This window comes from Pseudorhodoferax sp. Leaf274 (genome assembly GCF_001422445.1).
GTDB lineage: Bacteria > Pseudomonadota > Gammaproteobacteria > Burkholderiales > Burkholderiaceae_C > Pseudorhodoferax.
Genome location: NZ_LMNA01000023.1, coordinates 1 through 17,741, shown reverse-complemented (window position 1 = coordinate 17,741; position 17,741 = coordinate 1). Strand labels below are relative to the sequence as shown.

The 17,741-nt window shown below is 66.7% G+C and carries 22 protein-coding genes; 4 read left to right on the top strand and 18 right to left on the bottom strand.

Annotated features, from left to right (window positions below; all coding sequences use genetic code 11):
• Window positions 1-3: 3 nt before the first annotated feature.
• The 8 genes from ASF44_RS32910 to ASF44_RS17245 form a co-directional block, all read right to left on the bottom strand.
• Window positions 4-303 carry a DUF1799 domain-containing protein gene (locus ASF44_RS32910; RefSeq protein ID WP_255358207.1) on the bottom strand — a complete coding sequence of 100 codons (300 nt, stop codon included), beginning with the start codon at window positions 301-303 and terminating at the stop codon, window positions 4-6.
• Between the two features lie 23 nt (window positions 304-326).
• On the bottom strand, window positions 327-818 hold the full coding sequence (locus ASF44_RS17275) for a phage tail assembly chaperone (RefSeq protein ID WP_056900475.1): 492 nt from the start codon (window positions 816-818) through the stop codon (window positions 327-329).
• A 95-nt stretch (window positions 819-913) separates the two neighbouring features.
• On the bottom strand, window positions 914-1,567 hold the full coding sequence (locus tag ASF44_RS17270; RefSeq protein ID WP_056900474.1) for a phage tail tube protein: 654 nt from the start codon (window positions 1,565-1,567) through the stop codon (window positions 914-916).
• A 41-nt stretch (window positions 1,568-1,608) separates the two neighbouring features.
• Window positions 1,609-2,070 (bottom strand): hypothetical protein, encoded by a 462-nt coding sequence (locus ASF44_RS17265; RefSeq protein ID WP_056900473.1) that lies wholly within the window; start codon window positions 2,068-2,070, stop codon window positions 1,609-1,611.
• A 2-nt stretch (window positions 2,071-2,072) separates the two neighbouring features.
• Window positions 2,073-2,354 (bottom strand): hypothetical protein, encoded by a 282-nt coding sequence (locus ASF44_RS17260; RefSeq protein ID WP_056900472.1) that lies wholly within the window; start codon window positions 2,352-2,354, stop codon window positions 2,073-2,075.
• An 8-nt stretch (window positions 2,355-2,362) separates the two neighbouring features.
• On the bottom strand, window positions 2,363-2,737 hold the full coding sequence (locus tag ASF44_RS17255; protein ID WP_156374571.1) for a hypothetical protein: 375 nt from the start codon (window positions 2,735-2,737) through the stop codon (window positions 2,363-2,365).
• A gap of 13 nt (window positions 2,738-2,750) precedes the next feature.
• Complete coding sequence (locus ASF44_RS17250; RefSeq protein WP_156374570.1) at window positions 2,751-4,661, bottom strand: phage major capsid protein; 1,911 nt, start codon at window positions 4,659-4,661, stop codon at window positions 2,751-2,753.
• A gap of 70 nt (window positions 4,662-4,731) precedes the next feature.
• Window positions 4,732-5,949, bottom strand: coding sequence for a tyrosine-type recombinase/integrase (locus tag ASF44_RS17245; protein ID WP_082524860.1), 1,218 nt, complete (start codon window positions 5,947-5,949; stop codon window positions 4,732-4,734).
• A 111-nt stretch (window positions 5,950-6,060) separates the two neighbouring features.
• Here ASF44_RS17245 and ASF44_RS31940 point away from each other — a divergent pair, with 111 nt between their 5' ends.
• A complete protein-coding gene (locus ASF44_RS31940) occupies window positions 6,061-6,252 on the top strand; it encodes a hypothetical protein (RefSeq protein WP_156374569.1) in 192 nt (63 codons plus the stop codon).
• 79 nt (window positions 6,253-6,331) lie between these two features.
• Here the strand turns inward: ASF44_RS31940 and ASF44_RS17240 are convergent, their stop codons facing one another.
• The 9 genes from ASF44_RS17240 to ASF44_RS17200 all read right to left on the bottom strand — a co-directional run bounded on the left by ASF44_RS17240 (window position 6,332) and on the right by ASF44_RS17200 (window position 15,628).
• Window positions 6,332-7,969 (bottom strand): hypothetical protein, encoded by a 1,638-nt coding sequence (locus ASF44_RS17240; protein WP_156374568.1) that lies wholly within the window; start codon window positions 7,967-7,969, stop codon window positions 6,332-6,334.
• On the bottom strand, window positions 7,966-9,471 hold the full coding sequence (locus ASF44_RS17235) for a phage portal protein (RefSeq protein WP_082524893.1): 1,506 nt from the start codon (window positions 9,469-9,471) through the stop codon (window positions 7,966-7,968). Before ASF44_RS17235 ends, ASF44_RS17240 begins: the two co-directional genes overlap by 4 nt.
• A gap of 122 nt (window positions 9,472-9,593) precedes the next feature.
• Complete coding sequence (locus ASF44_RS17230; protein WP_056900467.1) at window positions 9,594-10,151, bottom strand: hypothetical protein; 558 nt, start codon at window positions 10,149-10,151, stop codon at window positions 9,594-9,596.
• 79 nt (window positions 10,152-10,230) lie between these two features.
• Window positions 10,231-10,491 (bottom strand): hypothetical protein, encoded by a 261-nt coding sequence (locus tag ASF44_RS17225; RefSeq protein WP_056900466.1) that lies wholly within the window; start codon window positions 10,489-10,491, stop codon window positions 10,231-10,233.
• 78 nt (window positions 10,492-10,569) lie between these two features.
• Window positions 10,570-12,636 (bottom strand): phage terminase large subunit family protein, encoded by a 2,067-nt coding sequence (locus ASF44_RS17220; protein ID WP_235579255.1) that lies wholly within the window; start codon window positions 12,634-12,636, stop codon window positions 10,570-10,572.
• On the bottom strand, window positions 12,593-13,135 hold the full coding sequence (locus ASF44_RS17215) for a hypothetical protein (RefSeq protein ID WP_235579254.1): 543 nt from the start codon (window positions 13,133-13,135) through the stop codon (window positions 12,593-12,595). The genes ASF44_RS17220 and ASF44_RS17215 overlap by 44 nt, the downstream gene beginning before the upstream one ends.
• A 145-nt stretch (window positions 13,136-13,280) precedes the next feature.
• Window positions 13,281-14,069, bottom strand: a complete 789-nt coding sequence (locus ASF44_RS17210) for a hypothetical protein (protein WP_156374566.1) — start codon at window positions 14,067-14,069, stop codon at window positions 13,281-13,283.
• On the bottom strand, window positions 14,066-14,998 hold the full coding sequence (locus ASF44_RS17205; protein ID WP_156374565.1) for a hypothetical protein: 933 nt from the start codon (window positions 14,996-14,998) through the stop codon (window positions 14,066-14,068). Before ASF44_RS17205 ends, ASF44_RS17210 begins: the two co-directional genes overlap by 4 nt.
• Window positions 14,999-15,142: 144 nt before the next feature.
• Window positions 15,143-15,628: a phage regulatory CII family protein gene (locus ASF44_RS17200; protein ID WP_056900462.1), complete on the bottom strand. Its 486-nt coding sequence runs from the start codon at window positions 15,626-15,628 to the stop codon at window positions 15,143-15,145.
• Between the two features lie 249 nt (window positions 15,629-15,877).
• On the opposite strand from ASF44_RS17200, the gene ASF44_RS17195 reads away from it, so the two are divergent.
• Complete coding sequence (locus ASF44_RS17195; protein ID WP_082524859.1) at window positions 15,878-16,147, top strand: hypothetical protein; 270 nt, start codon at window positions 15,878-15,880, stop codon at window positions 16,145-16,147.
• A gap of 107 nt (window positions 16,148-16,254) precedes the next feature.
• On the opposite strand, the gene ASF44_RS31180 is transcribed toward ASF44_RS17195, so the two are convergent.
• The gene (locus tag ASF44_RS31180) at window positions 16,255-16,536 is read right to left on the bottom strand and encodes a YdaS family helix-turn-helix protein (protein ID WP_082524858.1); all 282 of its coding nucleotides are present in this window, start codon (window positions 16,534-16,536) and stop codon (window positions 16,255-16,257) included.
• Between the two features lie 79 nt (window positions 16,537-16,615).
• Here ASF44_RS31180 and ASF44_RS17190 point away from each other — a divergent pair, with 79 nt between their 5' ends.
• Window positions 16,616-16,984 (top strand): helix-turn-helix domain-containing protein, encoded by a 369-nt coding sequence (locus tag ASF44_RS17190; protein WP_082524857.1) that lies wholly within the window; start codon window positions 16,616-16,618, stop codon window positions 16,982-16,984.
• 453 nt (window positions 16,985-17,437) lie between these two features.
• Window positions 17,438-17,741: hypothetical protein (locus ASF44_RS17185; protein ID WP_056900460.1), on the top strand; the 304-nt coding region annotated here is incomplete at its 3' end.

Below are 17,741 nucleotides of genomic sequence, written 5' to 3'. Positions count from 1 at the left end.
GGATCACGGTTTGGGTTTGGGTGCGAAATCGCGCATCGTTTTCAGCGCCGACTGCTCCATGGCCATCAGGCAGCTGTGCAGGTCGTCCCACTCGGCATTGCACAGCCCGAGTCGGTCCATGAGGGGGTAGATCGCCTCCCAGCGCAAGCCCAGGGGGACGGCACCCATCGTGGGGTATGCCCAGCGGGTGCCCACCCGCTGGAACAAGGCCAGGGCGCGCTCGTTGTCGGGCCAGACTTCGATTTCCTCGGTCTCGTAGTCTTCGAGCTCGAAGCCTTCATAGCGCGCCTCGTACTCGGTGATGTCTGGCTCGTGGAGCGCACGGGCTATGGCCTGGAGTTTCCCAAGCGGCCCTGGTAGATCGCGAGGTCGTAGGCGTTGAGGATGGCGATCAGGCTGCCAGCGAACTCATCCTCCAGCGCCATGAGCGCATCGGCCGTGAACGCGTCATCCAGGTCCCAGCCGGTGGCGAAGAGCAGCACCGTGTCGGCATCGCGGCGCAGACCCTCGCGCACGATGGTCTCGTAGCCGCGGGCCAGCAGCCCGGTGATGAGCGTGGGCTCGGCATCTTCGATGCGCTGCACCTGCACGACCTCGGCCTCCGCGGGCTTCAGCGTGGCCTCCACCGCCTCGCGGTGGCGGTCGTCGCGCAGCTTGGACCACTCCGTCTTGCGCATGGCATTGCAGCGCAGCAGCAACTCGGCGACAGTGCCGTCGAGCTTGGTGACCGTGATCGGCAGATCGAACTGCGGCGCCTGGGTGCCGAGCGACTTGAGCCGCGCGGCCGGGATGGACTTGAGCTTGGTGGTGTCCGACATGGGTTTCTTTCGCAGGGAGTGGAGCCCGTGCCCGGCTCCGCCGTCCCTGCGAGAGGACGAACGGAGCCAGGTCGGTGCGCAGTGTGGTCAGACCTTCAGGCCGCGGCGTAGCGCGTGCTGGAGTTCTGGCCGTTGATCGTCCCCTTCACGCGGACGATCTGACCTTCGGCCTCGATCTCCTCCTCGTTGAAGGACACGGTGCCGGGGATGAGCGTGAAAGCCCCCGTCTTGGCGCGGCGCCGCACCACGGTGGGCTGCTGCGTCTGCGACAACTGCACCATGGCCTCGTAGCCCGGCGTGCCGATCAGGTCGGCATCCATCTCGAAGCTGCGACTCACCGCGGTGAACCCGTCGTTCAGGATGAACTCGTTCTCGTACTCGGTGAACTTCACGTTGATGGTCTTGGCGTCGCCACCGGTGGACGTGTGGCCCATGGTGCGGTCCAGGTCTACCCACTTCGCCGGCACCACGCGGCGAACCGTGCCCACGCCGCCACCGGGCGCGAACAGCGTCTGGTCGAAGGTGTTGCATTTCTTCAGCGTGATCAGGTCGCCAGCAACGGTCTTGACCTGGAAGGCCTTGTAGTTGATGCGGCCCCAGCCGGAGAAGGCGACGACGATGTCACCGACCGAGCAACCGTGGCCGGCCGCGGTGAGCACCGCCTCGACAGCGTTGGTGATCGCCGTGACGGCAACGGCGGGGGCCAGCTCGGTGGCCACGGAAGTGATGGTGCCGGTGGGAGTGCGCATGGGGTTGGTCCCTTCAGGTGTTGCCCTCGCGGGCGATGGAATCAGGTGATGGCGACATCCGGCTGGGCCGGATCCACCGCGTAGGAAAAAATCCAGGTGTGCATGAGCACTGCGATGGCGGTCTCGCCCTCGCCGCTCATGAACAGCCGCGAACCGCGCAGGGCGATGCCGAAGCAGCACAGCCCCTCCAGGTCCGTCGTCAGGTCGGGCTGAGAGCCGCCGGCCAGCAGCTGCTCGACCTGCAGGCCCAAGGCATCAGCCTCGTCGCCGTAGCCCGTGGCGCGGGCCACGCACATCGACACGCTGACCGGCAGATCGCGCCGCTGGATGCCTTCGGCCGTGACCTTCGTGATGCCTTCGCCGCTGTCGCTTTCGCGCAGCAGGATGGCGGGGCAGCGGCCAGCCGGCACCGGGTCGAGCCGGTCCAGGTCGACGAGCGCGGACGCGAACGCCTCGGCGAGCGCGACGCGCAGCGCATGGAGGATCTGGCGCTTCACGTGCATGGTCAGGCCCTGCGCAGTTGCAGCACGGTGATGCCAGTGCCATCCGGCTGCTTGCCGGTGACGGCAAACAAGCCTTCGCCCTGCACCGAGATCTGGCTGCCGTGGTCGAGCGCGGCCACATCGCTGCTGCGCGCCCGGCACTCCGGGCCCACGGTCTCGACGAAGCCGCCCACCGCCTCCGGGTGCGCGTCATAGATCACCGGGAACGAGGCTCCGCCCGCCGTGGCCACCACGGCAAAGCCGCTGGCCACGTCGAAGAAGGCGCCCAGGTCTTCGGTGAACATGGCCTCGCTCAGCCTTGCGACTCGACAGCGTCACCCAGCAGATCGGACGGGCCCGCCTGCTCGCGCTGCTCGTCCTGCTGCTTCTGCAGCGCTTCGGCCTCGGCTTCGGCCTGTGCGTTCGCCTGCGCCTCTCGCGCGGCTGCCGCAGCGGCCTCCTCGGCCTTTGCCCTCTCAGCTGCAGCAGCCTTGGCAGCCTTGGCCGCGCGGGCCTCGGCCTTAGGGTCGTGCGGCCCCACCTTGCCGGCCGTGGCCAGCTCGGTGTACTGCACGAGCGTCAGGTGCACAGTGGCACCTGGCTCGACCCGCCCGCCATCGATGCTGATGGCGCGCAGCACGGTGTACGGCTGCGGGTCGGCAGGGCTTACTTTGACTGCGGGGGCCATGCTGCGCCGCACCTCAGGTGATGCTGGTGGCGCGCGAGAACGCGGCCACTTGGCGAACACCCACATCCACGCTCTGGATGGCGCGGATACCCGTGATCGCAGCAGTGAAGTTGGCGTACGGGTTGAGCGCGATCTCCAGCATGCCCCACTCGCCAATCACGACCTGGCTGTAGTCGCCGAAGATCATGCTGCCGGCGGTAAGCTGCGTGGTGGTGGTGGCCTGGTAGCCGCCCACCTGGCCATCCAGCACCGTGCCAGTCCACAGCGGCGTGTCCGTGCCGCTGAAGCGCTGACGCTGCATCAGCAGGCCAGCGACGGCGGGGGTGGTGGCGTAGGCGCAGCCATCGGCCAGCGCGTTGCTGGAAGCCAGGTCGGTCTGGAACTCGATGATGCCCGGGTAGGCCAGCCCCGTACCGACCACGGAGCCGATGCCGGCGGTGTTGGCGATGCCGGTGGGCTGCCCGCCCGTGCCGCTGCCCTCGAAACCAGCCAGGTCGATGCCCAGGCTGAGCACCTTCGCGAGGTCAGCCATGACCATGGACTCGGCGGCCGGGGTGCTTTGCAGCATGAGCAGGCGGCTCAGCTCGGTGTACGCGCCCAGCGTCTTGGGCGACAAGGGCAACTGGCCAACGGTCTGCTGGCTCTCGGTGATCGGCGCGGCTTCATTCACCAGCCAGTAGGCGGTGGCGGCGCCGGTCTGCTTGGGCACGGCCACATTGCCGACCAGGCCAGGCAACAGCGTGGCGCCAAGTGCCACCAGGCGGCTGCGGGCGCGCAGCAGGTCGATGAAATTGGCCGCGTCGAGGTTCGTGGCAACCAGGTTGCCACCACCCGTGGGCGCAGCCACCGTCAGGTCACGCTTCTGGATGTCCATCGGCAGGTAAAAGCCGCCGTGCACCGCCTCCTGCAGACCGGTGCGCTTGAGGATCTCGGTGTGACACTCCAGCTCGAACTCAGCGCCCTTCCAGCTCTTGTCGGTCAGTGCGCGGATGGCCTTGAAGACGCTGAAGCGCTTGGCCTGCTTCGGCTCCATGTCGAGCATGGTGACGGGCGCGGCCTGCGATGCCGTCATGGCGTTCATGATGTGCGCCCGCAGCTGCTCGACGGTCTCGCCCTTTTCGACGGCGGTGCGCGCGAGCGCCACACCACCGAAGCGGGCGAAGGTTTCGCCGATGGCGCCGAGTTCGCGCACACGGGCACGCTCGTTGGCGACATGCTGGCGCACGTCGTCACTGGTGATCGCCGGCGCTGCGGGTGCGGCAGCAATGGCCGGGGCGGCGACGGGGGCGGGGGCAGCGGCAGGCGCGGCCGTGGTGGTATCGGGGGTCACGCGGGACTCCTTTGATGGGACAGAAAGAGGAACGGCGGCAACGGGCACGGGCAGCTGTGCGCTGCGGCCCACGCCGACGGAGGCATCGGCGGGCACGCTCACCAGAGAGACCTCCAAGGGCTCCCAATCGGTGGCGGTGTAGGTGTCGACCCCGCTGTCGCGCACTTCCGTGGCAACGGCTTGGTGGATCACATAGCCCACGCTGACATGACGGCGGATGCCGTCGACCACATCGGCGAACACTTCCTCGGCCCTTGCGCTTCGGCCAAAGCGCACCTTGGCGCGGACCACCCGGTCAGCGCCAATCTGGACAGACTCGACTACGCCTACGTGATCGTCGTGATCGTGACCGCACAAGAGCGGCGCACCATCGCGCATGCGCGCCAGGCGAATGGCGCCCGGGTCGCACGACAGAATTTCTCGGAACCAGCCACGGTCCACCACGGTCTCGCTGGCCAGCGCCAGCTCCACCGTGCGGGCCTCGGTGTCGACCGCGCTACGCGCAACGCCGAATGCACGCTCCATGCGCGTGCCAGGCGCGACGGAGCGCTTCTGTGCGGCTTCGGGCGCGGGGGCTGCAGGGGCTTGGCTCATGGGCAGCGATGGTCCGCAGAACACGCTGCCCGGTTAAGGCCCAATTTGGCACAGCCGCCACGCGAGGCAACTACTCGGCCGCGGGCGGCTCGGGCTTCTTGAACCCGACGCGCTTGAACTCCTTGGCAGTCAAACCGCGGTCGTCGTTGTAGCGGTTGGTCATTGCGATGTCGGCGTGGCCGAGCAGCGTCTGCGTGTCGATGCCCTGCTTGCGGTACAGGCGCTCAGACAGAGATCGCAGCTCGTGCAACGAGGGCCACTCGCCCTCACCGTAGGCGCCGGGGAACGCAGTGCGCATGATCTCGGTGAAGCGCGCGCTGAGATTCGATTTTTCCAGCGGCTTGCCGCTCTTCTGCCGGATCAGGAAATCGCCAGGTGGCGCGTATTCGCGGCAGGACTCGATCACCTCGCCGACCGACATGCCGATTGCATCCAGCCGCAGATCCAGCGGGATGGCCAGCCGCGAGCCGTAGCCCTTGCCGGCCTCCTTTTGCTGGACCACCTGCAGGCACCCATCGACCACGTCGGAGAACTTCATCTTTGCAAGATCAGCGCGGCGCTGGCCGGTGGCCACCCCGAGCAAGACCATCGGCGTGACCCACGCCTGCGCATGCGCTGCCGCCGCATCGCGCACGCCGGCCAGCGTCTCCAGGCTCATGCGCTTGCGCTGCACTTTGGCGGAGATCGGGTCGACGGGCAGGGCGGCATTGGCCTCCACCCATTCATCCATCACCGCCTCCTTCAGCACGTCCTTCATGAGCGCCAGCACGCGGCCGCGCAGACTGTCGCTCTCCAACCCGTCCTGCAGCGCAGCCTTGATCAGGCGAGGCTTGAGGCTACGGATCGGCAGCTCGCCCCAGAGGCGGTCGATATGCCGGAGATTGGACTCGGTGTTCGTGCGCGTGTTGGCCTTGATGCTTTTGCGCGCAACGATGTCGCGGTAGATCGCCAGCCACTCACGCACCGTCCGACCCGCAGGCTCGTCTACCGATGGCAGTTGGGGCTCCGGCTCGGACTGGGCAACCGAAGCCGCGACGACAGGCACTGGCGGCGGAGCGGGCGCCGGCGCCGGCGGCACCTGCACGTGCGGAGGAACTGCATGCGGTGGCACAACAGCCACCGCAGAGGCTAGAACACCCCCATCAACCGAAGCCGCCTGGACAGGCATCGCAGCGACACCCGGCGCCAGCCCGGAATAAATCGCTTCGCGAAACCGTGAAATTACCAGCTCTGCGAGAACATTCGCATCGACCTGGAGCGTGATGTTGGCAGATATCGGTGGCAGCATGACGGCCCTTTGCAAAGAGTTTTTCTATTAGAAAAACTGTAGCAGAGCCCTTGTTTACCTAGTAGGTAAACTTACGTTTATCAACCAACGAAACCGTGACAGAATTCACGCATGACGACCAAGAACAAAGGAGGCAGGCCGCGCCTCTCCGACGACGAGCGGCTCATCCCAAGGACCATCAGCATGAATGCTGCAGCCTGGGAGCGAGTTGACCTCTACGGCTACGACTGGATGCGCGAGCGGGTAGCAAAGGGCACACCGCCCAAGGACTGGAAGCCGCCAGCCGAGTCGGTCAAGAAGTGACAAGGCTCGCATGGCGAGCCTTCAGATGGTCAAGTCTGCACCAGCAAGTGGATGGATCCGCCCGGCAAGAGGGTGGGAATCAGCGCGTGAAGGCAGACGCCGGGATGATCCCGCTGTTCTTGATCAGGATGTTCATGGCAAAGGTCTCGTGGGCGCCATCGTTGGTGGCGTAATTGGCAGTCCCGTTCACGCGCCACAAGCCACTCCCGATTGCGGACTCCGCGATGCTGGCGATGTCGAACACCCGGCCAGCACCCACGCCGCCAGCACGGATGCCGGCGTTGACCTCGTCGTAGCGCGTGGCCCATGCGCCCTTGGTCTGCCCCGCAGTCGTGGCCCAGGAATCGCTGCTGGTCGTCCACGGGTTCAGCGTGGTCTGCCACACGGGCTTGTCCGGGAAGTAACCGTGGATGGTGTTGAGCGATGCCTGGAGCTGAGTCCAGGTGCGCCCGGCGCCCACAACGTCGTTGATGCCGTACTCGCAGATGATGTGCGACACGTACTGCATCAGCTCACGGCGTCGAGTGCTGGACGCAATGAATTTGTCGGCGCCGTCGCTGTGTTTGCCAACGTGGATGTATCCAAAGTTCGGGCCGATGGACCGCGCCACGACACCCAGGTCGCCAGTGGCATCCCCATAGCTGTCAGATGCGCCGGTGGTGCGGCTGTCCCCGATGATCCCGATCGTTGGCTCCACAATGTCAGAAACGATGGCGCAGGGTCCAAAGCGGATGCCGTCCCCGCCCGAGGTGCCGCCCGACACCGCGCCAACGCCCGTGACCGTGTTGGCCAGGCCGCTGACGGCGTAGACGTAGCCCTCTCCGCGGGCAGTGTCATTGACCAGTGGGTAGAAGCCGCCGGACGGGCTGGACTGCCAGATCAGGCCGTTCGGGCACGTCCAGTAGATCCGAATCATGAATTCGGCGTTTTTCGGCAGCGCGATGGCGAGCTTGTCGGAGAGCGCGGAGGTTTCTCCCGCCGGGATCACCGTGGAGTTGGCTGTCGACCACTTGAAGCGCGTGCTCGTCGTCCCGATGGGGTACTCGATGGCCGCCTCCACGGTGGCCGGTCCGTTGCCCGCCGTCTCGGTGAAATTGCTGTGCAAAACGACCCAATTCGGGATGGCGATCTGCACGAACGATACGGCGGCACGGGCGCGGTGCCGCGACCGGCTCATGGACTGCGTGCCGGATCCAGAGCCGGCACGGTCGGTCATCGTCAGCACCTGGCCCGCAAAGTTGCCGAGGTAGACGGACGGGCCGGGGAACGTCGTCGCAGCGCCGAACGGCGTGTAGGCGGTGGCCACCGGCCGCACGCCCGGCGCGTCAGCGACCACCTGGGTGTACGTCAGCGCCGTCTCGCCAGCGATGTCCGTCCAGGTGGAACCGATCAGCCGCTGCCACTTGACCGCACCCGTGCCCATCGGAAAGCTCGCCGTGAGCACGTTGCCCACGCCTGGCGTGCCGGTGACGACGATAGGCGTGCCGCCACCCCCTGACACCGAGGAACCGCTTCCGACAACAAGCCCGCGCTGAGGGTCGGAAGACACCGGGTTGGCGGTCTGCGGAGGCAGCAGCACCCCGTCGGTGTCGGAAGCAAAGCGCTTGCCGACCATCTCCGCGCCGAACGCGTCGGAGACCGTGTAGGTCTGCCCAAGGGCCAGCACCGCCCCAGCCTCGCCCAGGCGTGCCTGGGTCATCGTGATTCGCATCGTCATGTTTCGTCCTCAGACTTCGATTTGGGTTTGGCGGCCGGCGCCGCGGGCTGCTGCAGCTGGGCCTTGGCGTGCCGGTCGGGCAACACCACGCCAGCGGCCTTGCGCATGTCCTCGGCCTGCTTGATCTCTTGCAGCAGGTCCTCGTAGTCCATGCCCAGCTTCGCGGCCACGCTCTGCGGGCTCTTGAGGCCCGCGTCGATGGCAGCGACATCGGCCTCGATGTCGGCGCGCGGGTCGACCCACTCCCATCGCCGGCCCTGCCACGTGTGCGGCCGGAACTTGTCGATCTTGGCCAGCGGAAGCGCACTGCCGTTGGGCATCACGAACAAGCCGAAGGCCAGGCCGACGCGCAGCACCTCGGCGTGCACGCGGCGCAGGAACGACTGGGAGAACCAGCGTTGGATCAGCATCCACATGTCACGGTCTTCCAGCGTGCCCGACCGGATGCTCGAAAAACTCACGCCCTCCAGGTCGTTGGCGAGGGAGTGGTAGGCCACCAGCAGGCCACTGGCCACGCCGCGCAGGTTCGCTTTCACGAAGTCGGCGTACATCGCCGCCGGATAGTCGGGATTGAACGGCGTGAATTCCACGCCTTGGGGCAGCGTCTGGAACGTTCCCGGGTCAGCGTCCATGACGGGAACAGCATTGCCCGCCCCATCGACCTCGGTTCCGGTCACGACCGGCGCGTTGTCACCCTCGGGGGTGGTGAAGAACCCCATCTTGCTGGCGCCAACGCGCGCAGCGATGACAGCAGCCTCCTCGTACCCGCCAATGTTGTTCAGCCGCGGCATGGCCGCGTGAGCCCATGGCATGCCGCGGACCTGCTCGGGGCGGTCCGCAATGAAGTCGTGCAGGATGTCTTCGGCTGGCACGCGCTCAACAACGCCGACCTGGCCACCCTGCGCCTGCTGGTACAGGTCGCCTGGGTGAGCGCTGCGCAGGTGGTACGCCACGGGCCGGCCATAGCGGTTGAGCTCGACGCCCATGCGGATGGCATTGCGCCCCTGGTCGGCAGGCCGGTTCAGGTTCGTGTCCAGCCGGTCCACGTCCAGCGCCTGCAGCGCCAGGCCGAATGCATTGCCGGCCTCGGCCCCTCGGATCCAGCGGAACAGGTACTCGCCATCGCGGGCGACCTGCTTGATGCCGATGTGCTCCAGGTCCGTGCGGCTATGGCGGCCAGTGACATCGCACACGCCCGCCTCGGACCACCGCGCGATTCCGGCCTCGATGGCATCGTTCGCCAGGCGGTCGGGCTGACGGTCGGCCCCGTAGACACGCCCCTGTAGCCGGAAGCCATCGGGGCCGACGACGTTGGTGTCGACCAGCGCCAGCCACTTGCGCACGTACTCGTCGTTCTGCGAGAGGCTGCGCGAGCGCGCGCGCACCGCGTCGAGCGCACGATGGATGTCGGTGTTGGCACTGGCGCTGGTCGTGCTCCAGCCCTGGGTGAGCCGGTTGACCTGCGCCGCAGCGTAGGCGCGGCGGGCCGGCGCCTGCAGCATGCGCACAGGCTCAATGCCACTGCGCCCAATGGCGCCGGGGCGCTGCTGCAGCCACTTTGTGAGCACCACGCTGCGCTTCTGCGACACCGCGCGCTCGTTGTACCAAGGGACGGCGGCGGAACTCATCGGGTGTTGAACCGCACGCCGACCATGTTGGCGCCACCCATTCCGGCAGCCAGGCGGCCAGCCATCTCCTCGCGGCGCACTTCCGCCATCAGCTGGCTGCGGAACGCCATGAACTCGGATGGCGAGCGGAATGACTGGCTGCGGCCAGCGATCTGGTAGGACTGGAGGTACGCCTTGTTGCCGTAGGTCTCCATCGCCGCATTGACCGCGTCCAACGCCTTGCGCGCACTGGTGCGGCCATCGTGGGCGCTGGCTGCCATCAGGTCAGGCTGCACGCGCATTTGGCCGCGACCAACGGTATGTCGCTCGCCAGCCCGCGTGACCACCGCCACCCACTCGTAGGCGTCGGCCACATAGCCGGCCGTGGTCGAGGGCTGCAGGTTGACTTGGTGGTCGGCGCCAGCCGCCGAGCTGGTGATGTCGATCCGGCGCGCAGCGTTGATCAGCGCATAGGCAAGGACCCAGCCTTCGCTTGCAGGGTAGGCCGGCAGCACCTTGCGCCAGGCAACGGTATCGCCCGCGACGATGCAGGATGGTTCAGGGGTCGCGCTCATGGGCTCGCATGGTGCGAGCCCGCCCGAGAAGAGTTAAGGCCCAATTTGGCACAGCGCCAAGCGGACCTGGCGCTGGGCGCTACTTCCCGCCCAGGAGCCGATACCCGGTCCGGGGGCTGACGCCCGCACGCGCGAAAACCTCTCGCATGGGCAACTGGCTGCGCAGCCCGCACGCCAGCAGGGTGGTTCGTGTGACGCGGTTCATTTGCTTGGCGACGTAGGGCTTCGAGCCGCCCCACTGCCCACGCAGGTCTGACTCCAGCCGGACACGCGTATCGGTCGGCAACTCGGGCACATGCTGCACCAGGCGTGTCAGGAAGTCATCGACGATGTCAGCCATTTGGAGATCTTGTGCAGAGGTGATTTTCAAGCGCGACAGGCTGATTGTCGCTTTTTGCCTGTCAAGTTGCAAGAGGTGTCACCAGCTCTTTGCGAACCCCCCGCCAGCCCGGGAAAGCGGCGCCATGCGGCGCACTGCCGGGGGCGCCGCGACCGGCGCAGGCGCAGGCACTGGCTCGGGCGCTGCCTCCGGCACTGGGCTGGAGAACAGGTCCGCGGGCGGCTGCACCGCAGCCTCGACCTTGGCCCAATCCTTGTCGGTGAACTTGTGCAGGCCGAGCCGGTAGGCCGCGTGCAACGCGTAGTTGCGGTTGTCGAGCTGCTCGTTGCGTGGGCGCCGCTTGATCCACCTGTAGGCGTCGCGGCCATTGACCTTCGACAGCACGCGCTGCTCGGCCGTCAGCTGCTCATAGAACTCGCGCGGCAACTCGTCACTGAAGTGGACGCAGCCAGCGCCGGGCTTGTCGATCTCCAACTGGCCCAGCAGCAAGTCCTTGGCCGCATCGACACCGACGCGCCAGAGCTTGATGCCCTTGGGCACCTTCTGCCCGCGCCAGTTCACTTCCTGCAGGCTGCTGGCGCCCAGGATGTTGACGGTCTCAGCGCCATCGCCTTTGATCGCGCTCAGCCGCGGCAGGATGTGCTGGGCGGTGCGCACCCAGTTGTAGACGGCCTGCGTCTGGTCGGACGAGTCGATGCTGATGGCAGACAACCCCATGGATCCGCCGTGCCACTCCTGCTTGTAGCGGCGCTGCAGGTGCGCGGTCACCTGCTCCCAGTCGTCGTCCACCGCCGGGTTGCCTTCGAGCACGATCACATCCACGACCCAAGACTCCATGCCGCGGCCCCATGCCCAGACCGTGATCTCCCAACGGTTGCGCTGCACGTCGACACCGGCCGTGAGAACCAGGCCGCCCTTAGGCACGACGGTGAGCTTGTAAGGCTCGGCGCGCGCTTGCAGCGCGTGCTCGTCGGACCGCTGGCCCTGCAACTCCCAGGTCTCGCCCAGCGTCTCGTTGACGAATAGCTGCATCGGGCCTGCTTCGCCCTTCTCCAGCTCCACCAGCGCCTCCTCGAACTCCGTGACGATGGATGGCCAATCGCGCTGCGGGCTGTAGGCCGCCCACACGTGCAGGCCGAGCGTGCGCGGCGGCGCACATGGCATGCCGGCCGAGTCGCGCCAGACACGGTCCATGCCATATCGCTTGCCGGTCCGCTCGCACACCCAGACGCCAGGCGCCGGCAGGCCGCCCGCGCTCAGATAGTCGGCCTGCGTGATCGACTCGTGGCAGTGCGGGCAGACGTGCCGCACGGTCTCAGGCTTGCCCCGCTCCCACTTGAAACCGTGGGCGAACTTCTTGCCGCCCCAGGTCAGCGGGTGCTCAACGCCGCATCGCGGGCAGTCGATGTGAAAGCGCACCATCCCTTCGGTGTTCTCGCAAGCGCGCTCGACGTGGCACAGCCCCTTGAGCAGCGGTGTGCTGCCGCCGACGAACTTTGGGTACGGCGCTCCCTCCAGACGCCCCTTGGCCAGGCCGCCCGGATCGCCAGCCTTCTCAACGGACTGGTCGAACTTGGACCACTCATCGAGAATGGACACGGCGACCGTGATGCGCCGAAAGGCGCGGGCCGCCTTGCCGCCGAGCAGGTGCAGCGCGGACCCGAGGAACATCTTCAGTTTCATCGTGTCCTCGGAGCCCTTGCCCTTCTTGCGCACAGCGTTGACCGCCTTCACCCCGGTCTCAGGGTCAAGCACCGGATCGATCTCCGACTTGACGTAGCTGTCCCGGTCGTCGTCGGTTGGCTGCCAGATTGCCTGCTTGCGGCGCCGGTGCGCGATGTTGTAGACGACGAAGGCGGTCAACATCTTGGTGTAGCCGACCCGCTTGGACTTCCTGACGACGAAGTCCTTGATGCGGTCGTCGGACATGAAGTCAAGCACACCGACCTGCAGGGACCAGGCCTCCCAGCCCCCTTTCTGGTGGCTGCTCTCGCCGGCCAGCATGAAGTTGGCCTTGGCCCAGTCGCCCAATCGCTGCGGCGTCTCCGCCCGAAAGCCGTCCATGCCAGCGTGGACGGCGGCCTTGAGCGCGGCCGCCGTTTCAGGGTGCAGCATCGTCGAAGTCGCCTTCGTCGCCAGCGTCATCTTCGCCGGCCTGGACCATGGCGTCGACACGGTCCAGCACCTTCTTGTCCGTGGCGCGGATCCACTCGTTGCGCGCGCTGGCGATGAGCTTCTGCAGCAGGGTCCGCACCTCATCGGGCAAGTCCGGACATGCCTTGCTGATCATGCCGTCGAGCTGGTCGAAGCGGTCGACCACGGCCGACGATGCCTCGGCCAGCACATCGGCCAGCACTCCGATGGGTGCGTACTCCCCGCGGGCCACCGCGTTCTTGTGCGCCTGGCCGATGCGCTGCTCGCGCGCCAGCAGCGCCCGCTCCTGCACCAGGTCGACGCCGCCCTCCTCGCTCGCACGTGCCGCCGCCACGGCGCGCATGCGCTCGCAGTAGGCCAGAAGCAGATCGCCCACAGTGCCCTGGGCTGGAATCTTTCCCTCTCGCATGAGCGCACTGACGGCCTGCTGCGAAACGCCGACCATCGAGCCGAGCATGAGCTGCGTTCCGGCTGCGTCGAGGTCAACCATCCTCACAACACAACCCCCTTAGGAAGACCACTGAACAGTCCGCGAACGCGGTTCGAATTACCCGTGCTTGGGGGCTCGCCGGAAGGACCCATGAACCCCGGGGGGGTGCCCCACCCGGGCGCATGGGGCATGAGATGAAGCGCCATCACGCCTGGGCCTCCAGCTTCGTGCGGTACCGATAGCGGAAGCGGCGAGGGAACGCCTCGGACACCGTCCGCTGGGCGACGCCGCCCCAGTCCAGGGTCCGGCTGTACTGACCGCGCTGCACGAACAGCAGCAGCGGCTTGATGTCCACGCCGTGGATGCCAGTCTTGCTGTAGATGCCAGGGGCCAGATGGCTGTCGCGCGGGCTGCCACGCAGGCTGCCATACGCCACGAAGTACGAAGTACCCTGGATGGTGCGGTAGCCGCTGGCCGTGCGGCCCAGCTTCTCGCGGCGCTTGCGCGTGGCAGGCGTCATGTTGGCGCTGTAGCCCTGCTGTCCGAACGCCTGGAACCAGGACATGATCTTGACGATGAAGCCACGCTGCACGTTGCCGTAGGGGTCGAGCGGCGCCCCTGCGCCTGGCACGATCTGGTAGCCCTGGGGCAGGATGCCCGCACGTTGCAGCGCGCGCTCCGATGCCTTGTCGCCTCGACGGCCGCCGTCTATGTGCGGCGCCAGGATTCGGTCGGGATCCCCGCCCTTGCCGCCGAGGTACTGCGCCGCGACGCCAACCTCCAGCCTGTCCGGCGTGGCCTGCTCGACCAACACGCTCTTGCTGATGTACGGCGTGACCCGGTCGAACGCTTCGCCCAGCAACTGCTGCTCGGCTGCACGCACAGCGAAGCCGGTGTCGTTGAGTGCCTGCGCCGTCACGTCGGCGATATCGGACAGCCGATCACCCAGCCTGGCAATCTGCTCGTCGATGTTGTGGGACACACCGATCCTCATGCCGTGGCCTCCCTGGCCTGCACCGCAGCGATGACCTGCGCACGGTAGCGCCGGTAGTGGCCGATGCGCTCGTCGTCGGTCCACCCGTTGCCCAACCCTGCCAAGCTGAACGGCTGCCCGATGCTCGCGCCCACGGCTTTCACCTGGGCCGGATCGTCCTGCCACCCTTCAGGCAGTGCCGCGCGCGGCTGGGCGGACTGCGCCCCATCGGCCCAGCGGCGGTTGCGCAGCCACTTCGCAGGCATCGGCACAAACCGCCCCCCTTCGCGCTGCCATGCCGCGCTCTGCCGTTGCAGCGCAAGCGCCGCGAGGATGTTCGCAGCCGCCGCCGGCGACGGGTTGAGCCTTCGCCATGCCCTCTCTGCCGAACCCCGGGCCTCGCGACGTGGGTAGGCATCCCAGAATTGCTGAAAGTCATCGACCACGCCCTCCCCCGCTTGCGGGGGTAGGGGGGTCTTATCAAGTTCTTGTAAGTTCAAGAGAGTTCGGGTCCGCCCGGCGGACTGGTGCGGTCCGCCGGGCGGACTACCCCCGTCCGTGTGGCGGACCGGTCCGTGTGGCGGACTGGTCCGTGTGGCGGACTGGTCGGGCCCCGCCTCTGGCGCATCGCCATCGTCGTCCCCCAGGTCGTCGTCGGGGCTGCACGGCGGGCACATCGCCTCGATGGCTGCGCGCCGCAGCAAGTAGGTGGACGCCCGGCCGGGCCGGCGCACGACCGCAATGAGCCCCAGGCCCTCCAACTCCTGGATGGCGTCCAGCACCGCGGTCCGACGCCAGCCCGAGCCCAGCACCAGGTCAGGCACGCTCGACCAGCATCGCCCTGTGTCGTTGTTCGCGCGGCAAGCCATGACCATCAGCACCGCCTTGGCCGCGCCGACGATGGGCACCGGCAAGCACGCCAGCGTGAAGCTGAGTTGACGCGGTTTCATGCGCCACCCTCCCTTCGTCCGCCGGACACCCGGACGAGACACATTCCTACACCATCGCTTACTTGCGACCCGTCAATATGCGAGATGGTGGGAGGAATGCGGTCTGCGCATTGCCCGCGCGAAGCCAGTTCCGCGGCGCCCATTTCAACGCACGCCCTGAAGGGGGCGCAGCGCTTCCGGCTTGGCCGCCATGTTGCTGGCCACGAATGCCGCATTCAGGGCGTGCAGCGCACGCATCAGCTCCCCTGTGCTGCGTGTGACCCGGTCCAGCTCGTTGTCGGTCGTGCGGCCATCTGCACGCGCAGCCATGACCTCGCCCATCAGCTCGCCGAACTCCTGCGCGGCCACCGTGGCGGCGCGCATGCAATCGTCACCATCGACATCCAGCCCCTCTGGCAGCGGCAGCAGCATCTGACCGCAAGCGCCCGCAAACGCGAGCAGGATGCGCATGTCTCCCGTGCGCTGGGTGATCTTGACGGCAGTGGCCAGGCCCAGCTTGGCTTGCGTCGTGCCGTTGACCTCCTGGCTCAGCGTGGCAGGCGCTTTGTCAACACGTGGCGCAAGCGATGCCGCGCCGCCCGGGTAGTCGGACACCACGTTGTACGCGGCGTCAAGGACGCACTGAGGCATCACCGATCTCCTGTTTCGAAATGAAAGACGCGCAAGAGACCGGTCGGCACACTGCGCACATGCAAAGAAAGGCACCTCCGCACCACGGCGCCGCCAAGGCCGAGCGCTTGCCTGCGCTCGACGGATGGAGACGGGGAGGAGAAGGAACGACAGCACCGCAAGTTGCGGCGCGGAGGTGGAATGGGCGGGTGTTCGCAGCCCGGGGAAAATGGGATTTCCACGTCACCACCAACCCGGAAAGGAACACCCATGAAACTGGACGAGAAGCAACGTTTTGCTGGACTCAAAGCGCTGCACACCACACGTGGAAACCTCAACTACCTTCTGGAGGTGTTCGGCTTCGAACTTGCCAAGCGTGCAGGGTGGCAAGACATCGACGGCATGGACGCGGTGCACCTTCATCTGATCAACAAGCACCACTGGCTTCCGCGGGACGTCCGCTCGATGACAGAGGACGACTTGCGGCTGGCGCTGCACGAAGAAATGCAAGGTTGGACCTTGCCGACAGCAGCGCGCTGACGTCCAGGCGCCCTACAAGGCGGGAACGCTCGGCCTGGAAAGCGAGCTCCACCGCCTCGCAGCGCGCTACTTCCGCGCGCATGCCAAGGAACGAGTGCGGGTCGAACTCAGACATGAGCGCCCTCCGACACAGGGGCTGCGGCGTCTTTCAGCTCGGGCCAGATGTCAAACCAGTCATCGGGCCGCAGGCGCTTACGGCCTACCGCGCCACCCGTTTCCTGCTCAACACGCACGCAGTGCTCGGGCGGGAGCGGGCGCTCGCCCGACATCCAAGGGTGGACGTTCCGACGGTCCTTGTATCGCAGGACGCGCGCCAATCCGGCCTGTCCGCCCAACAACGTGGCAGCCTCGTGGATGGCGTGGCGCCGAGCCTCAGCATGGTGATCCATCTGGCGGAGTCTAATATTTTTAGACTACCCAGTCAAAGATCCTTAGACCACCCTCGAATCGCTCGGGTAGGTTTGCCGCATGGCCGAAGTTTCATTTGAGAAAGCCCAGCTCGCTATTCGGCTGAAGACCGCAAGAAGCCGCGCTGGAATATCGCCCGCAGAAGCCGCGATGGCGGTTGGCATGAAGCCGAAAGCCTTCTACCACTGGGAGTCGGGTCATGCGACACCCGACATCTTCAAGCTCAAGACGCTTGCACGCCTCTACGGCATGACGCTGGATGAAGTCGTGACCGGCGAGTCAGATTGGCCACTTGCTGGGGTCAGCCTTGCGAAGATCCAGCGCCTGGATCAGGCCGACAAGGTGCGCTTGGAGACGGCTATATTGCTAGCCGCCGCGACCATCCAACTGGATGTTGTGAACATGCAGAGCAAACAGGCCTCGCTGTAGGTTCAGGCGCCAAAATTTACCAGTTCAAGCGGCAAACGTAACAATTTGCAAGCTCGTGAATATGACCGCTTTCCATGCGCCCGAAGTCATGTAGGCCCACCGCAGACGCCCACATGGGTGCATAGCGCTGCGCAGCGAATGGGTTGCGGGATGGCCGTCCGGCCGGCATTGAGACAAGTGCAGTCTAAAATTATTTGACGAGATAGTCTAAGTTTCTTAGACTTCGGTCCATCCACAACGGAGGGCCGAATGTCAGCAACTACCGCACCGGCTAGCGTCAAGCCGGAACCCCACCCTCTCACGCTGCCCGCAGGCGCCAGTGAACCAGCGAAGACCGCCAGCGCTTCGCGGCCCCTCGGCACCCTCGACAAGCAGCTTGCGCACTTCTATCTAGGCGCAGGGCTTCCTGCGCACCTACGGCCAGCCGATTGCGGTCGGCGCAGGAGGCGCAGCATGACGCGCAGCCCCACCCTCCCAGTTGGTGGGCGCGGCGCGCTGGCCCAGGTCGCGCGCTACATCCTGGCGGCCATCTTCGGCATCGCCCTGGGCAGCGTCTACCGCCTCGACGCAGCGCCGGCCCGCCCGACCACAGACGCCGAGCCGGCCGCGCGTCTGCAGCACGCCATGCTGTTGGCCCAACAGGCCGACCGCGAACGCGAAGAGGCCTTGCGCGATGCGCAGCGCGCCTGCCGGGCCGCGCGCGGCACCGATGCCGTGATGTTCACCACACCCGAGGGCCACCTCGTGTGCCGCCGCC

Bases quoted from the DNA above. Each gene is read 5' to 3' on its own strand.
- ASF44_RS17275 (WP_056900475.1), bottom strand. From the start codon at position 818: ATGTCGGACACCACCAAGCTCAAGTCCATCCCGGCCGCGCGGCTCAAG.
- ASF44_RS17270 (WP_056900474.1), bottom strand. From the start codon at position 1,567: ATGCGCACTCCCACCGGCACCATCACTTCCGTGGCCACCGAGCTGGCC.
- ASF44_RS17265 (WP_056900473.1), bottom strand. From the start codon at position 2,070: ATGCACGTGAAGCGCCAGATCCTCCATGCGCTGCGCGTCGCGCTCGCC.
- ASF44_RS17260 (WP_056900472.1), bottom strand. From the start codon at position 2,354: ATGTTCACCGAAGACCTGGGCGCCTTCTTCGACGTGGCCAGCGGCTTT.
- ASF44_RS17255 (WP_156374571.1), bottom strand. From the start codon at position 2,737: ATGGCCCCCGCAGTCAAAGTAAGCCCTGCCGACCCGCAGCCGTACACC.
- ASF44_RS17250 (WP_156374570.1), bottom strand. From the start codon at position 4,661: ATGAGCCAAGCCCCTGCAGCCCCCGCGCCCGAAGCCGCACAGAAGCGC.
- ASF44_RS17245 (WP_082524860.1), bottom strand. From the start codon at position 5,949: ATGCTGCCACCGATATCTGCCAACATCACGCTCCAGGTCGATGCGAAT.
- ASF44_RS31940 (WP_156374569.1), top strand. From the start codon at position 6,061: ATGACGACCAAGAACAAAGGAGGCAGGCCGCGCCTCTCCGACGACGAG.
- ASF44_RS17240 (WP_156374568.1), bottom strand. From the start codon at position 7,969: ATGACGATGCGAATCACGATGACCCAGGCACGCCTGGGCGAGGCTGGG.
- ASF44_RS17235 (WP_082524893.1), bottom strand. From the start codon at position 9,471: ATGCTGCAGGCGCCGGCCCGCCGCGCCTACGCTGCGGCGCAGGTCAAC.
- ASF44_RS17230 (WP_056900467.1), bottom strand. From the start codon at position 10,151: ATGAGCGCGACCCCTGAACCATCCTGCATCGTCGCGGGCGATACCGTT.
- ASF44_RS17225 (WP_056900466.1), bottom strand. From the start codon at position 10,491: ATGGCTGACATCGTCGATGACTTCCTGACACGCCTGGTGCAGCATGTG.
- ASF44_RS17220 (WP_235579255.1), bottom strand. From the start codon at position 12,636: ATGACGCTGGCGACGAAGGCGACTTCGACGATGCTGCACCCTGAAACG.
- ASF44_RS17215 (WP_235579254.1), bottom strand. From the start codon at position 13,135: ATGGTTGACCTCGACGCAGCCGGAACGCAGCTCATGCTCGGCTCGATG.
- ASF44_RS17210 (WP_156374566.1), bottom strand. From the start codon at position 14,069: ATGAGGATCGGTGTGTCCCACAACATCGACGAGCAGATTGCCAGGCTG.
- ASF44_RS17205 (WP_156374565.1), bottom strand. From the start codon at position 14,998: ATGAAACCGCGTCAACTCAGCTTCACGCTGGCGTGCTTGCCGGTGCCC.
- ASF44_RS17200 (WP_056900462.1), bottom strand. From the start codon at position 15,628: ATGCCTCAGTGCGTCCTTGACGCCGCGTACAACGTGGTGTCCGACTAC.
- ASF44_RS17195 (WP_082524859.1), top strand. From the start codon at position 15,878: ATGAAACTGGACGAGAAGCAACGTTTTGCTGGACTCAAAGCGCTGCAC.
- ASF44_RS31180 (WP_082524858.1), bottom strand. From the start codon at position 16,536: ATGGATCACCATGCTGAGGCTCGGCGCCACGCCATCCACGAGGCTGCC.
- ASF44_RS17190 (WP_082524857.1), top strand. From the start codon at position 16,616: ATGGCCGAAGTTTCATTTGAGAAAGCCCAGCTCGCTATTCGGCTGAAG.